At 45.4% G+C, this 15,652-nt stretch carries 12 protein-coding genes; 3 read left to right on the top strand and 9 right to left on the bottom strand.

Annotated elements, in window-relative coordinates:
- Window positions 1-3 precede the first annotated feature (3 nt).
- Both GUA98_RS08485 and GUA98_RS08490 read right to left on the bottom strand, forming a co-directional pair.
- Window positions 4-882, bottom strand: a complete 879-nt coding sequence (locus GUA98_RS08485; protein ID WP_193722714.1) for a carbohydrate ABC transporter permease — start codon at window positions 880-882, stop codon at window positions 4-6.
- Between the two features lie 18 nt (window positions 883-900).
- Window positions 901-1,851: an ABC transporter permease gene (locus tag GUA98_RS08490; protein ID WP_415753004.1), complete on the bottom strand. Its 951-nt coding sequence runs from the start codon at window positions 1,849-1,851 to the stop codon at window positions 901-903.
- Window positions 1,852-1,997: 146 nt separating this feature from the next.
- On the opposite strand from GUA98_RS08490, the gene GUA98_RS08495 reads away from it, so the two are divergent.
- Both GUA98_RS08495 and GUA98_RS08500 read left to right on the top strand, forming a co-directional pair.
- The gene (locus GUA98_RS08495; RefSeq protein WP_153978899.1) at window positions 1,998-3,707 is read left to right on the top strand and encodes a sensor histidine kinase; all 1,710 of its coding nucleotides are present in this window, start codon (window positions 1,998-2,000) and stop codon (window positions 3,705-3,707) included.
- A 9-nt stretch (window positions 3,708-3,716) separates the two neighbouring features.
- A complete protein-coding gene (locus GUA98_RS08500) occupies window positions 3,717-5,357 on the top strand; it encodes a response regulator (RefSeq protein ID WP_193722716.1) in 1,641 nt (546 codons plus the stop codon).
- 118 nt (window positions 5,358-5,475) lie between these two features.
- Here the strand turns inward: GUA98_RS08500 and GUA98_RS08505 are convergent, their stop codons facing one another.
- The 6 genes from GUA98_RS08505 to GUA98_RS08530 all read right to left on the bottom strand — a co-directional run bounded on the left by GUA98_RS08505 (window position 5,476) and on the right by GUA98_RS08530 (window position 12,261).
- The gene (locus GUA98_RS08505; RefSeq protein WP_415753012.1) at window positions 5,476-7,113 is read right to left on the bottom strand and encodes an extracellular solute-binding protein; all 1,638 of its coding nucleotides are present in this window, start codon (window positions 7,111-7,113) and stop codon (window positions 5,476-5,478) included.
- 397 nt (window positions 7,114-7,510) lie between these two features.
- On the bottom strand, window positions 7,511-8,224 hold the full coding sequence (gene bglS / locus GUA98_RS08510) for a beta-glucanase (protein ID WP_095286599.1): 714 nt from the start codon (window positions 8,222-8,224) through the stop codon (window positions 7,511-7,513).
- Between the two features lie 250 nt (window positions 8,225-8,474).
- Window positions 8,475-9,317, bottom strand: a complete 843-nt coding sequence (locus GUA98_RS08515; RefSeq protein ID WP_193722717.1) for a formylglycine-generating enzyme family protein — start codon at window positions 9,315-9,317, stop codon at window positions 8,475-8,477.
- Between the two features lie 94 nt (window positions 9,318-9,411).
- The gene (locus tag GUA98_RS08520; protein WP_095286597.1) at window positions 9,412-10,044 is read right to left on the bottom strand and encodes a glycoside hydrolase family 11 protein; all 633 of its coding nucleotides are present in this window, start codon (window positions 10,042-10,044) and stop codon (window positions 9,412-9,414) included.
- Window positions 10,045-10,129: 85 nt separating this feature from the next.
- Window positions 10,130-10,897 carry an alpha/beta hydrolase gene (locus GUA98_RS08525; protein ID WP_193722718.1) on the bottom strand — a complete coding sequence of 256 codons (768 nt, stop codon included), beginning with the start codon at window positions 10,895-10,897 and terminating at the stop codon, window positions 10,130-10,132.
- 59 nt (window positions 10,898-10,956) lie between these two features.
- The gene (locus tag GUA98_RS08530) at window positions 10,957-12,261 is read right to left on the bottom strand and encodes an SGNH/GDSL hydrolase family protein (RefSeq protein ID WP_227779496.1); all 1,305 of its coding nucleotides are present in this window, start codon (window positions 12,259-12,261) and stop codon (window positions 10,957-10,959) included.
- Window positions 12,262-12,531: 270 nt separating this feature from the next.
- Between GUA98_RS08530 and GUA98_RS08535 the strand changes: the two genes are divergently transcribed.
- Window positions 12,532-13,674, top strand: a complete 1,143-nt coding sequence (locus tag GUA98_RS08535) for a glycosyl hydrolase family 8 (RefSeq protein WP_193722719.1) — start codon at window positions 12,532-12,534, stop codon at window positions 13,672-13,674.
- Window positions 13,675-13,801: 127 nt separating this feature from the next.
- On the opposite strand, the gene GUA98_RS08540 is transcribed toward GUA98_RS08535, so the two are convergent.
- Window positions 13,802-15,496, bottom strand: coding sequence for an RICIN domain-containing protein (locus GUA98_RS08540; protein ID WP_227779542.1), 1,695 nt, complete (start codon window positions 15,494-15,496; stop codon window positions 13,802-13,804).
- Window positions 15,497-15,652: the final 156 nt, after the last annotated feature.

A 15,652-nucleotide genomic window follows, 5' to 3' on the forward strand; every position in this document is an offset into this window, starting at 1 on the left:
GTACTACTCTTTTACTGCCCCAATGACGATACCTTTAACGAAAAAGCGTTGCAAGAATGGATATATGACCAAAATCGGCAATGCCCCGATGAAAATCTGTGCTGCGCGAACCGTACGCTGGGAAACATTCTCCAGCATGGATGGGTCTACGTTGATTTTACTGAGGTCTTGCTGCACGATAATGGTTTGTAGCAAGGAAGCCAGTGGGTAATTTTTGACATCGGACATATAGATCATGCCATCGAACCAAGAGTTCCACTGACCTACCATGGTAAACAATGACAAGGTTGCAATCGCAGGCATGGATAGGGGTACATATACCAGTGCCAGCGTTTTAATGTGACCTGCTCCATCCAGATAAGCTGCTTCCTCCAGCTCTTTAGGCAAACCACGGAAGAAGTTCATCATCAGAATAACATTCCACACGGACAGTGCACCTGGAAGCACCAGTGCCCAGATCGTATCCATCAGTCCTAGTTTCTGGACCAAGATATAACTTGGAATTAGACCTCCGCTGAACAAAATCGTAAATACAAAGAACCAGGTGTAGATCGAACGGCCTTTGAAATTAATATCTTCCTTCGACAGAGGAAATGCTGTCAGAAGCATAATCACCATACCGATCACCGTAGCAATGACGGTTCGTTTAACCGAAACCAGCAAGGAATTAATGAAATTTGAATTGCCGAACGTTTTGACATATGCATCTGTCGTAAAGCCAATCGGCCAGAAGCCGACAAGATTGGCTGAGGCCGGTGCCATGCTGCTGAACGAAACGGCCAAAATATGAATAATAGGCAGAATGCAGAGCAGTGATAATACGCCCAGAAAAATATAATTCACAACGCTGAATATTCGATAGCCTTTTGTTTTGTAATACAAGCCCTTTTCTCCTCTCTACTAGAACACGCGGTAATTCGCCAATTTGTAAGCCATGCGATATGAGATAACGATCAGAATGGTTGCCACGACCGATTTGAACAATCCTACAGCCGTTGCGAAGCTCATTTTGCCGTTCAAGATACCAAGACGGTATACGAAGGTATCGATGATATCACCTTTGTCATAAACGAGCGGATTGTACAGATTGAACACCTGATCGAACCCTGCATTCAAAATGTTTCCGATGGAGAGTGTCATGAGTACAATCGTGATCGGCATCAGGGCTGGAATCGTAATGTGCAGCGTTTGTTTGAACCGGTTTGCACCGTCCACTTCCGCAGCTTCATACAGTGCCGGGTTAATACCGGACAGAGAAGCCAGAAATACAATCGTGCCAAAGCCAAATTCTTTCCACACATCACTAACTATCAGTGTTATCCGAAACCAAGTTCCATCCCCCAGGAAAAAGATCGGATCTCCGCCTAGTGCAACGACCAGTTTGTTCACCATACCGCCCTGCGGCGATAGAATATCAAGCAATATTCCGCCCAGGATAACCCATGACAGAAAGTGCGGCAGATATACCAGTGTTTGACTGACCCTTTTAAAAGCAGTTAAACGAACTTCATTCAACAAAATCGCAAACAGGAATGGAGCAATTAAACCTGCGATTATTTTGAAAAATGCAATCACCAGTGTGTTCCAGATGACCTGGCCTACGTCCGGGTATAAGAATAAATACTTGAAATTATCCCAACCTACCCATTTGGATTCGGTAAATCCAAGGTATGGTTTAAAATCCTGGAAAGCAATCACAATCCCGCCCATTGGTATGTACTGAAATATAATTGCCAGCAAAACCGCTGGTACGAGCATCAAATGCAAGGACCAATTCCGCTGCATGTTCCAGCGCTGTTTCGCTTTGATGGCACGCCCCTTGCGAGGCGTTTCTAACGTATGTTCCTTCACCCCTACATCCCCCATGTTCTAAAAATTTGTATTTTACAAGTGGATATGAACTTGTATATTAAAATTATAGCAACGGTTATTAGCAATCTATATCCTAATATTGCAACAACGATAACAATATTTTAATGAGTTTAGGAGGCCCAGCATTGTTCGCACGTCTGAACGTCTTCACCAAAATTACACTGTTGTTTGTAGCACTGCTTGTCCTGGTTTTGTTCCTGTACACCTATTCAAACCGGGAAAGTGTACGTGTAATCGAACACGAAATTCAGAACAATACCATGAATCATTTGTCCACTTTTGCTGACTCTGTAGAATCTAATATTTACCAACTTTCTCTCTACGGAATGTCTATTGGACAAGATTCGAGTATACAGGAATATCAGCGTCCGGATTACAAAGATGTGCCATATGAACGTGTCAAAGTTGGAAGTGCCATTCTTGAAAAAATGAATCTGTATAACGCAGCCAGCAAATGGCATTCGACCATCACACTCTATTTTCCTAGGTTGCAAAAAGTCATTTCCACGGATTATTATGCTTATATCCCGTATGCGGAGGATGAATTTTCCAAGCCACTTTCGAAATCATGGGCATATAAGCAGAATCAATTTGTGTGGTACACGACCGATCCGACGACAGCGATCGACACCCCTGGGAAGTCGAGACTCATTACCAAGATCAGCTTTCCAGTGCATCATTTGATCAGTATGCTGGATCAGAACAAATTGAATAACAAAGGTGACCCTTTTATGTTCCATCCCGAGTTTGGCTTAATTAGCAACACCAGTGGAAATGGCACATTAACTGCGATTCAGTCCAAGCTGAAAGAGATGCCTTTGCAGGAAAAAGGCGGATTCACCACGACGCTTGACCGCACAGAATACTATGTTTCGTACATACAGTCAGGCAGTCTGGGATGGTACTATGTAGACTACGTGCCTATGCAGCAAATTCTAGGGCCGATCACAAATAGTCGTAATCTCTTCTACGCTTCCATAGCCGTTCTAATTGCCATGAGTGTTGTGGTTTTGTATGTGCTGTATCGTAGCGTGCAGCTCCCATTGCTTCAACTGGTCAAGGGAACGAACCGTTTGTCGACTGGAGATTTCTCTGTTCGATTACATCATTCTTCACGTAATGAATTCAGTTTATTGTTTGCACGATTTAACATCATGGCACAGCGAATTCAGGAGTTGATTGAGAACGTCTACGAAGAACAACTCCGAAGACGTGAGGCCACATTGAAGCAGTTGCAATCACAGATTAATCCGCATTTCCTATACAACTGCCTCTTTTACATCAAAAATATGGCGAGGATGAAAAATGAGAAAGCCGTTGTGGCGATGGCGCTTAATTTAGGTGAGTATTATCGGTACATCACCAGATCCGAGAATGATCAGGCCACCGTCAAAGAAGAATTGAACATGGTGAAAAATTACCTGGAAATCCAGGCACTCCGGCTGGAACGCATGCATTTTACCATCGATGTACCGGATGATATGCTTCATAAAACGTTACCGCGTTTAAGCTTACAACCTATCGTTGAGAACGCTATCATTCATGGCATTGAACCCCGTACTGAAGACGGTCATATCAATATAACAGGTTATCATACGGATGAATGGTGTACGATAACCGTCGAGGACAGCGGGCTGGGAATGACGGAGAATCAGATGCAAGAATTGGTTGATAATCTTAACAAACCGCTCGATGGCAACATGGGATGTGGAACTTGGAATGTTCATCAGCGTTTGTCTTTTTTGTATGGTGAAGACGCGGGTCTAAGCTATGAACATACGCCTGGCGGAGGCGTTAAGGTAAGCATTACATGGTACAACAATATCAATGAGTAGGTGAAGTACATGTTACAGTTGTTGTTAGTTGATGATGAACGTTCCGTTGTAGAAACGCTGGCGGAAACCATTCCGTGGGAAAGCTGCGGAATCGGCACTGTACACGAAGCTTTGTCAGGTGCCGTAGCACTGGAAATTATGGAGAATCATGATATTGATATTGTAATCACGGATATTCGCATGCCGGAGATGTCCGGTATTGAGTTAATCACGGCAATTCACGAGAAATGGTCGCATGTGCAGACTATTTTACTCTCGGGCTATGCTGACTTCGAATACGCCAAACAAGCGATGGCTCAGGAAAGCTTTGATTATTTGCTGAAACCTGTAAGTGATGAGGATCTAATCGAAACCGTACAGCGGCTTGTTGACCGGATCAAACAAAAATGGGAAGCGGCTGCCTCCTATCAACGTGCCTTGCATGCATTCCAGGATAACTTGCCTTTATTGCAATCTACGATGCTCCATGAATTGCTGACAGGCAAAACCTATTCTCCCTCAACGCTCGCAGACAAGCTCGAATTACTACATCTGCCCTATTCGGTTGGTGAGGAGCTGGGCATGCTTGTTATTCGAATGGAAGAGCATCTATCCGAAATGGCTGACCATGATCTTTCGCTGATGCAGTATGCCATTAGCAACATTATCAGCGAGGTGACGCAGCAGCATTTTCATATGTGGCATACGCGGGATGTCCATGATTATCTGGTTGTGCTGGTTAGTGTCAAAAAAGGCGGCACACAAAGTGTGAGCAAAGAGGAAAAACCTCAAGTGCTGCTGGAACATTACGCTGCCCAAATTCAGACAAACGTTCAGTTATATTTAAAAGGGGCTATTTCAATCGCTGTGTCTCACTGGGGTAAGTTTCCTAATGAGATTGGAGAGATTTATGAGAGTGCCGTCCGATCTATGCGGAAGCGTATGGGACATGCTCAAGGCTTGTTCATTACGGCATCAGATGATAAGGATGTACATCCCCTTCCTGCCATCCGCTCTCTGTACAAGCCCCCAACCCTCATCAGTCTTCTGGAAGCTGGCCGCTTTGAGGATGTGGAACAAAAGATTAATGTCATTTTCGAGGAATTGCTCGAATCGGCGCAGCATCATGATATCGCGGAAACGACAATTGAGGTTTATCATGCTTTGGCAGGGGCTTTTGCTTATATCATCCATAAGAATGGGAAACAAATCTCTTCTGTCCTCCCTGCCGAAATGTATAAATACTTTCAAGCTCCAAGCTATGCTACTGCCCAGCAGTTGAAAGACTGGTCGATCCGCACACTGCATTCCATCAGTGATGACGCAGAACAGGAGCTGAAGGACAATCACAGTACCATCGTTCGCAGTGTCAAAAGCTTTGTGGATCTGCATCTGGCTTCCGATGTTTCCTTACCGGCTATTGCCGAGCATGTCCACCTGCACCCAGTGTATCTATCCAAGGTATACAAGGCGGAGACAGGAGAAGCGCTGACGGCCTATGTCTATCGGTTACGGATGGAGAAAGCAGCGTATTATTTGCGTTCGTCCAGCGCCAAAGTATTCGAAATTGCGGAGCTTGTCGGCTACAACAACACGGCGTATTTTATTCGGGTATTTAAAAAGTTTTACGATCTGACACCGCAGGAATATAGAGAGAATCTGCCGGTTTGAAGCAAAAAGGCCTCGCTGGAATGATTTCCAGCAAGGCCTTTTCTTTGTACTTTCCCACCTGCTTTAGCAGCTTGGTTAGAACGAAATAACGGATAAGATTTAATTACTTGGCTCGTACTTACTTTCCGCTCGTAACGGATTGGTACCACTCATTAACTTCCATCGTATTTTGATCTCCACCGGAAGACTTCCACTTCTCTACAAACGTATCAAAAGCATCGATCGGAGCTTTACCATAGATGATTTGCGAGAACAGGTCCTTCTCCATTTTGGTTAAGATGTCGTTGTTCATTTGCATTGACATCGTTGGTGCACCTGTGAACATCTGTTTTAAAGCGATATCTTTTTGATCCTGAACAATCTTGGCCGCTTCCACCATGGGTACCGGTACACCAGACTTAAGTTTTTTCTCGAAAGGTGTTGTGGCTTCTTCACCGTTAGCAAACTTCGCAAGCGTAGCCATGTTCAGACTTGGGATACGTGCACCATCAAACGTTAATGTGTATTTCTCAGGTGCATAACCGCCTGTCACACTAGCATCCGTTGTTACTTTGCCGTCTTTCATTGCCCAGTCATATCCTTCAGCGAAGCCATTTTCGAATTCATCGCCTGCTTTTGGATTAGCATAGTGATCAAATAGATAGTTTTGATATGTGAAAAAGACTTCAGGGTTCTTCATATCTTTGTTAATCAGAATTACACCGTTGTCGTTCGCGGTACCTCGTCTGCCTGCCTTTCCATCAGGTCCAGATGGAATCGGGTAAGCTTTGTACTCCGCTTCCGGATGGTTTTTCTTCACATCTTCAAGCGGCCATGACGGCATCCAGTGAGGGCCCACAACAATCCCTGCTTTACCTGCTGTAAACTCTTCCGCTGCTTTGGTTTCATCATATACCCCAGCTTCTTCTGGAATATATCCTTTTTTCATCCAGTCAGCCAGTGTTGCCAAAGCTTGTTTTGCTCCTGGATTTACTGAACCGTACTCCAGTTTGCCTTCTGCATTCAGATTCCACTGGTTTGGCATCGTGCCGTAGGCTCCGAAGACCCAACCAGCATCAGACATCCATGTGCTGAGCCAGTTTTTGAATCCGATGGTCAGGCCGTAAGTGTCTTTTTTACCATTGCCATCCGGGTCTTTATTCGTAAACGTTTCCATAATCACTTCAAGATCAGCTAGCGTTTCAGGTGCCTTCAAATTAAACTTCTTCATCCAATCCTCGCGAATCCACATCACTGGATCACTATTGTAGGAGTAATCCAGAATCGGAATACCAATCCGTTTACCATCCTGCATGTACGGATACCATACGGAAGGATCTTCATTCACGGCAGCTTTCCAGGTATCACTTGCATATTGATCAAACAATTCACCAGCATCAACGAACTTGCCCGTTTCAATCAGCTCACGTGCCAGATTGAAATCGCCGCGATACGAAATGATGTCCGGCATTTCTGCATTGGAAGCCAGCGACAGGCGCAGCTTCGTTTCAAACGCATTGTTGGTGGACGGTGATACCCACTGATTTTTTAATTCAATGCCGAGCTTGTCTTTTGCCCATTTGGTGTGCACGTTATTGTCCTGATCTTCACCAGATTTGAATTTGATTTCGGGTCCCCAGGGACGTAAATAAGTAAGTGTTACGGGTGGATCATACTTCCCGTCCTTCAATTCCAGTGCAGTACTCGGTGTGCTCGGTGCAGCCTCTTTGCTTGCTCCACTGTTACATCCGCTAAGAACTGCTGTAAGCGCCAACATTCCTGCCAAAGCCAAACCGCCAATCTTTCTTTTCTTGATTGTTTTCAACTTGTGAGTCCCCCTGTATGTAGTGATGTTGTCTACAGAGTCCATCATAATGAATGAACCATATGAATGCCCATACTAATATTGCAACATTTATTGTATTAATTTAGGATATTAAAAAGTGAATATGGATGTTGTATTAGTACAACGTCTTACTCTTGTCTCTCTTGTTTATCAGGGTGACCGAAAGGTTCCAGCGAGTTCATTCCCACCCTTTTCCCTCATCATCTTACGTTACGATTGTTCTGTAAAGGTTGAAAATGATCATAAAAAAACAGAGGATTGCGGAAGTAATCCGCTCCTCTGTTTCTTTCAGTTTATTGCACTAGTTGGACCTGATCGTGAGTTTCTGTTAATTACTCGTATATTTCACCCAATCATATTCGGCATGCAATGGATTAGCACCATTATAAGGCCCGAGCCAGCTGTCCACACCCGTTCCATTCCAGATATTCATCATAATTTTACCTGGTGTTTTCGGAATATTGGTTGTGGCTGTATGTTTCAGCACGCCATCGACGTACCACTTAATGTGACCTGGCTGCCAATCAAACGCATACGTGTGGAATCCCTGGGACGCATCGAAGCCCAGATTTACGATCTTCTCATGATTTCCAACGCCGTTTGTATAATAATTGAATTGTACTTTTGTTGTGTCTTTGCCAAGGAACTCGATATCAATCTCATCCCATTGTGTGCCATCAGAAGGACCGGTATAGGTGAAAAAAGAGGATACAATTCCTGTATTTTTAGCAGGCTTCATACTTACTTCATAGAGACCATAGCCGTAAGTATTCGTTGACCGATATTCTCCACAATCAAACTTGTTGTATGAAGGACTTGTCAGACTCAAGCGCAGCTTGCCATCATTCGTAAAATTAGCATTATTCGCCCGCCACGTGCAGTTGAACATGGAACCGTTGGAATACCCATCTGCCTTCTGCCAGGTACTTGCATTGTGATACGTCAGCGGTTCCCAAAACACCCACCCAGCAAAAGCGCTTACCGAAATAAATAATGAAACCACTCCAGATACCATCAATGTGAACCAAGTCTTCCTCTTCATCAATACACCTCCATTTCGTATTCCAACCGTGTAAACAATTTTCTGAAACTCCCTTCGCTCCTAGATTCAACAGCCAGTGCTTGTTTTAATCATTTCATAAAAGCGCTTACATTGGTTGGTATTTCCATTTTATATGGTCCATAATGGGTGAACTATAGCAAAGTTTAAAGAAAACATATTCATTTTTTAAGATCGTTCTTCCTTTTTCAGTTGTCATGTATAAAAGCCCATTTTAAAAGAATGGGCCTCGTTATTTACTACGTACGACTCGTAATCCCTGATCGGGACCAATGCCATTCGCATCGAATTTTCCTGGATAGGAAATCTCTGCTGTATTTACACTACTGACCCAGCCCCCACCCTTGCTGACTCTCCAGGTGGTGTCCGGGGTCTCCGGATGGCTGTGCCATTCCCAGCACCATTCTCTAACATTACCAGACATATCATAGATACCAAGTTCATTGGCCTTCTGCTGACCTACTGGCTTGGTTTGATTCCGATTGTTTTCAATGGCTGGCCAGTTCCAGTCTCCTGTTAACGGCTTTTCACCGGCATTCATCCAGTACCACGCCACTTCGTCTGGATTGTTGCCTCCGCTATAAGTAAAATTCTCACTCTTTTGTCCGCCACTTGCGGCATATTCCCACTCTTCTGCCGTTGGCAGACGATATCCATTCGCATCTTCATTGATGGTTACAGTCCATTTAACATTATCATTTTCATTCTTATTATTCGGATCCAGCGTTTCTTTATCAATGGTGTAATACGGTTTAAGGTTTTCCTTCATGCTGCGTGCATTACAGTATTCGATCGCATCATACCAGCTCACCCTTTCAACGGGCCGTTCTTCCCCTTTAAAACCAGAGGGATTGTCTCCCATAACGTCAGCCCATTGTTTCTGGGTCACTTCATATTTGCCGATATAAAAATCAGACAGTATGATGTCTTTGCCACTATAATTGCTCTTACTGCTCTTGAATGCCCCACCCTCAACCAATACAAGATCATCACTCACGGTAGTACTGCTGCCTGTCGAACAAGCACTTAATCCAACAAAAGCTGCGATGAGCAGAAATATCATCCACTTTCTCATCTGTAGGTCTCCTTTAAAACGGGAATGAAGAGCAAGACAGATCCATAGACCTGCCTTGCCTAAGGTTTAGACTAGCCGATTGAAAAGAGAGCGCTTACCAAACAGTCACATTCGAACTACCGCTACTTTGATATCCTTCGGTGGCCATCACTTGATAGGACCAGCTGTTACCCAAGTACATGCCCTTGCTCGCCCACGCATTTACGTGATTCTGGAACGTAATTTGGGAATTTACACCGATTGGACGTTTGGATTGTCTAACACTCCAGTATTGCGGGAATGTTGAATACCCGTCAATGGATGGCTGATTGTATCTCATCGTAGTATAGATGTCATATGTGCCACCATCACTGGTTACTGTGCCTTTGTATGTTCCGGTTGGCCGGTATGTTCCCCAGTTATCCACCACGTAGTATTCAATAAGTGCATTCCGTGTCCACCCGTAAAACGTCAAATATCCGTTGCCGGATGGAGAGAATACACCCGCATTGTAATTCACTACACGATTAGGTGTACCGTAAGTCCACCCTTTACCGACAACAAAGTTCCCCGTGTTCTGCCAGTTTACACTGTAGTTTCCTCCCGAACCGTTCACGGCATTAACAGTACCCCCGCCATCTGTCCAGTTCTGCCAGTAATCTGTAGCACCTGTCGTAGCGGCGAATACACCAAAACTCATGGAAGCGGCAAGGACAACAGTTAACAATTTTTTTCCGAATTTAAACATGGTAAAAACCTCCTGATATTTGGATTAGGTTTTGAATAATTCGGTACTTTTTGGGTAGGCACTGGAGTCGGAGTTGAATTGGTATTTATTTGAATAGACGTTTGGAAAACAGATACAGATCATTTTTCCACACTGGCCAGTCATGACCTCCGCTCTCTTCATACCAGATGTGCGGTACGCCCTGCTGTTCCAAATATTGATGTACGTCAACGCTAATTTGGATAAGATTATCCTGATCGCCACAGGAGATCCAAAGGAGCGACAAAAGCGAGATTGCTTCCTGCGGATTAGGAAGGAGCAGCTCTGGCGCTTTGGTGTTTGGAGCGGGAGAGAAGGCACCGACCCAAGCGAAATGGTTGAGATTGCCCAGCCCTATGTTCAAGGACTGTCCTCCGCCCATGGATAAGCCGGCGATTGCCCTATTATCCCTGGTTGTACTTGCGGGATAATTGGATTCAATATAAGGAATAAGATCATGAATCAAGTCGGATTCAAATCGCTCAAAGGCTTTTATTTTCTCCGGGTCAAATAGATCTCCCTCGGCTCGATCCTTGGGCATGGCGCGACCGTTGGGCAAAACAACAATCATGGGCTCCAGCAGGTTATCGTTGTACAGGTTGTCCAAGATGATCTGCGGGCTACCGTGCTGCTGCCATTCCATCTCATCTCCACCGATCCCGTGAAGCAAGTAAAGAACAGGGTATGTGTTTTCGGAAGAAAATCCTGGAGGGGTGTACACCAGCGCTTTCCGTGTATTCCCTACCGTAGTGGAATCATACTCTATCGTCTCTATTGCTCCGCGAGGTATATCATTGCGGTATTGGTCAAATCCAGCCGGTGCTGAAGATATCATGTACAGTACTCCCTTCATAGGTGCATTTAGCTATTGGATTAATCTCCGGCCTTTTTTTGTTAGCTGACATAGCCAAAACCAAGAATCGTGAAACGTTTATCCTCGTGCCCGTCTGCCATTTCGATCTCGATCGTATGCTCGCTGACGTGCTTCTCTTGAATCAGGAGCATGGCATGACAGCGTGTCCAATTTACTTCATGCGGATCGGCAGTTTTGGTGAGAACACCATCCACTTTGATCCGGGCTGTTCCGAACTCGTCGCTTCCGGAGTCTTTGAAGATTAAAAGAAGACTTCTGCAACGCATTTGCAGCTTGAACTTTTGTGCTTCGGCCCTCTCACCGCGGGTATACATCCAATTGTGCGGAAAGAGCGGCGTAGCATAATCGTGATCATCCATCTCAGCCATCTGCAGGTCAATATCCGTCTGCGCGAAGCACCCAGGGTCGATTTTGGCAAGCTGATTGCCATTTTTCCGATCCAGAAGTTTCACGTAGACGAAATCGTCCCCAATCAGAGGCGGCCTTCTCAGATCATGATCGTCCTGGTCCAGTTCGGCATGATTCACTGCATCAAACAGGTGACCCAGGGCATCGGCCATGATCTGATGTCCCAGGTTGGTCGGATGATATATATCATGAAAATATTGCTCTTTGGTTACGACGTTACCTTCTTGCTTGGTCTTGTGGAATTGCTCGACAAGAGCATCCTTCATGCTCACCATGGGCAGATTGTAATGCCAGCCCACCGGAGCTAGGCGATCCTGTAGATTCCAGTCGTTCTCAAAGACACTGAACAAAAGGATGACTGCAGGCTTGTTATCTGCAGCAAGCGCTTTCAATATTAAACTTTCGTAACAGTTCCCCCGGGTTTCATCGTCCGCATCATTAACTGCAAACTCAATAACGACGATATCCGGTTGAATTTGACCATCTCCAAGCACATCACGATCATAGCGTATCATTCCCAGTTCGGAAGGCGTTCCGCCTACTCCGGCTTTAACCAGCTGAATGGAACGACTGTCTGATGGAGCAAACATCGCCTTGAACCGCTCATACGATCGATAGGCGTAACTACGGAGATGAATAGGGATTGCGCCAGCGCCGTGTGTGATAGATCCACCGATATAAGCCATAACAACAGGTTCACCCTGCCCAGCCTTTTGAATCGCCCGTTTTAATCTGGCATTGTGACCTTTGTTCAAAAGAGATTGGCTAATCATGTTGTGATATTCAGGGGAGCAGTAATCGAACGTTACCTCGTTATTCGTCTCCTTCACTCCAACGGGATCGCGCGGTGCAGTTACCCCTTGGTGTATATCTGCTCCTGGTGTATCTCCTGCATCGCGAACCATGTTTACCACCATCCTTTCTTCAATCATAAAGTTTCATGGTCATTTTGAAGGACCAAACGGGTAAAACTTTATGCTTGGTGGGTCCTTCTTCACGAGTGTAACACTTACATAATTTTACAGATACCCGATAAAGTATAGGACTTGCAGCAATCATATCATTTCAATTTGACGGTGAAAATCCAAAGAAGGAAAGAACTAAGATTTCCAATGTAAACGCTTTAATTTGTACACATTTACCGTGATATAATGGGTTTAACGTTTGCAATAAAAGGAGGAAAACCTATGAATATCACAGGTCAAGGCGCCTATGATACAAATACATATAACAATCTCTTTCACAAGTTTGGTTATGAGGAACAGGAAATAAATGCACGGCTGGAGGCGTCATGGAATGAGCTGTTTTATGGAGAAGAGAATACACGAATCTATTACCCGATGGGTGAGGACAAAGGCTATTTACTCGACACCGGTAATAACGATGTTCGCTCCGAAGGCATGTCTTATGGCATGATGATGGCTGTGCAGATGGACAAAAAAGAAGAATTCGATCGGCTCTGGAATTATTCTCATACGTTCATGCAGCATGCTGAAGGTCGATACAAGGATTATTTTGCCTGGCACTGCAAACCCGATGGAACCCGCTTATCTCAAGGTCCTGCACCTGATGGTGAGGAGTTTTTCGCGATGGCTCTGTTCTTCGCTTCTAACCGCTGGGGTGATGGAGATGCCCCTTATAACTATAAGGAACAAGCCAGAAGAATTCTCCGTGCATGCATTCATCAAGGGGAAAATGGCGAGGGAGATCCCATGTGGGACCCGGAAACCAAGCTGATCAAATTTGTACCGGAATCACCATTCAGTGATCCATCCTACCATCTCCCCCATTTCTATGAGTTGTTTGCATTATATGCGGATGAAGACGATCAAGCCTTCTGGAGAGATGCAGCGGCGGCAAGTCGAGCTTATCTGCATACCGCCTGTCATCCTGTAACCGGGCTTTCGCCTGAATATGCAAACTATGACGGATCACCCGCTCCTGTTCAGCCGCATGGTGATTTTAGACACTTTTACAGCGATGCTTACCGGGTTGCCGCGAATATTGCTCTGGACTGGGAATGGTTCGGCAAGGATCCCTGGCAGGTGGAGCAATCCAATCGAATTCAGTCCTTCTTCAGCAGCATTGATGTTGCCGAGTATCGCAGATATACCATTGAAGGTGAACCGTTCGATGAACCTTCCTTGCATCCGATTGGTCTGCTCGCTACCAACGCCATGGCCTCACTGGCTGCAGATGGTCCACATGTGGAACATTTTGTACGCCTCTTTTGGAACACCCCCCTGCGCCAGGGTGAGCGCCGCTATTACGATAACTGTCTGTATTTTTTCAGCTTGCTGGCTCTAAGCGGCAGATATCGGATATATTAATTACTCTACAATGAGTCATCGTACAAACGGAGTCCTATGCATTACAGCGCATCTCACAGACTGAATCTCAACGAAAAGAGGACCTTTCCGGCGATAACAGCCGTGGAGGTCCTTTTGTGCAATAATGTTAATTGCTAACCGCGATAAATTTCCATTGTTGATTCGTTGCACCCGTGTACGTATTCTGCTGCAGCTTGGCACCATCAGATGTGGAAGCGTTTTCTACTTCAATTGCTTTGTTGCTGTTTACGTTAATGATACTCCAGTATCCATTCCCCAGATCGTTGACTTTGAAATGCTGTGCGGTCGTGTTCAGATTGCTCATGAGTTGAACCGCTTCACCGTTCGTGAGAGTACCGTTGCGAATATCAATAACTTTGTCCGGTGAGTTCACGCTGGTTAGTGTATAGCTGCCACCTCCGATGGAGGTCAGAACCCACTTCTGAGGATTGCCACCCAGATCGCTCCATTGCTGAAGCTGAAGATTGTTTTGATTTTGCCCCCCAGGAACGTCAATGACCTTATTGGAATGTCTGGCCACAATTTTGTAGGTTGCACCTGACACTAGCCCGGTTGTGGGTCCACCACCATTTCCACCCGGGTACGATTGAGCACGTTCATGGTACCAGTTGAACAGGAACCGTCCCATGGCACTTCGTGAAGCATCGCCATCCCATTTCAGTCCAGCCGTTGGATCGGCAAAAGAACTGCGCTGCCCTGGCTCAAGAATGAAGCCGTTCATGTGAGCCGCAATACTAACGTTTCCAGCCGCGTTGAAGATGGTTTTAGTATTGGTACCGAAACCTTCGTTGCTGCCATTAAACAGGTTCCAATAAGCCGAATCACCAGGTTTATTCTTAAACCAGGTTACTTCCGTGATATTGATCGGATACTTGTCTGCAGCTGCTTTCACATTGGTATTCCACTGATCTTGCAAAATGGAGAAGTTATCATACGCGCCGTAACCCGGATACCAGTGAACCGCATATCCGTAGTTGTTCAGGGGATCCGTCAATGGATGGCTTGCCGTCAGACTGTAGAACTGGTTATACCCCAGACCTGCAGCCCAGATGACGTTATCGGCACCCTGGCTACGAATCGTGGAGATGATGGAGTTCTGGAAATTGCGCAGGTCATTCCAGTGATCCACAAAATCATTTTCCCCGTTGTATCCGCCCCAATGTCCATTCGCATACGATTTCACTGGCTCGTTAATGAGCTCAAAGTGAACATTATCGGCACTTTTAATCTCGGGACGAGATGCAAGATATCCCCAGATTTGATTGAATTTCTGCAGGTTGGAAGCGGTGGTTGCCTGGTCATCCTTCAATGTAAAGTCGAGTCCCAGGACGACATACACACCTTTGGTTTTGGCATATTGAATGTATGGGATAATGACGTTCTGCGTAACGGTCTGCACACCGGCAAAATTGTATGTACCCGCCGCCACATCACCCATGTCCTCGCGATCAATGAACAGACGTACCTGATTCATGTTCCATCCATGATTGCTGCCATATTTCGGACTTGTGTCCGCAAATGTATCGGTAATGTCTTTCAGGTAGGCCAGTGTAGCCGCATGACGATTGTTGCCGTGCAGATTAAGATAATAATTGCTGCTCTGATACGTCCAGTAGGCACCTGAAGGTTGATGCCAACCGCTCAGAAGCACAGGCTGATTGTTGCTGTTCACCAGATTCTTGCCACTTACGTGAAGCTTGCCCATAGGCATGCCAACCCACGCCTCAGCGCGGCTTCCTCCCCATGGAGCAATCGTAATCAGTAAAGCCAAAACGAGTAAAAGTTTACAAGACATCCACATCTTTTTCACTTTATATCCTCCTGTCATGATCGATTGCTTATCTTCAATGCAATATCCGATGAGTTGCAGCAAAGTCTAAAAGTAGACTAAACATCGGTTGGCGCACGCTTCCGCAGCCCGTTCCATACGTTCAGGCGCAAGACTCCTCCTCCTCTC

This window comes from Paenibacillus sp. P13VS, from assembly GCF_015143645.1.
Taxonomy (GTDB): domain Bacteria; phylum Bacillota; class Bacilli; order Paenibacillales; family Paenibacillaceae; genus Paenibacillus; species Paenibacillus xylanilyticus_A.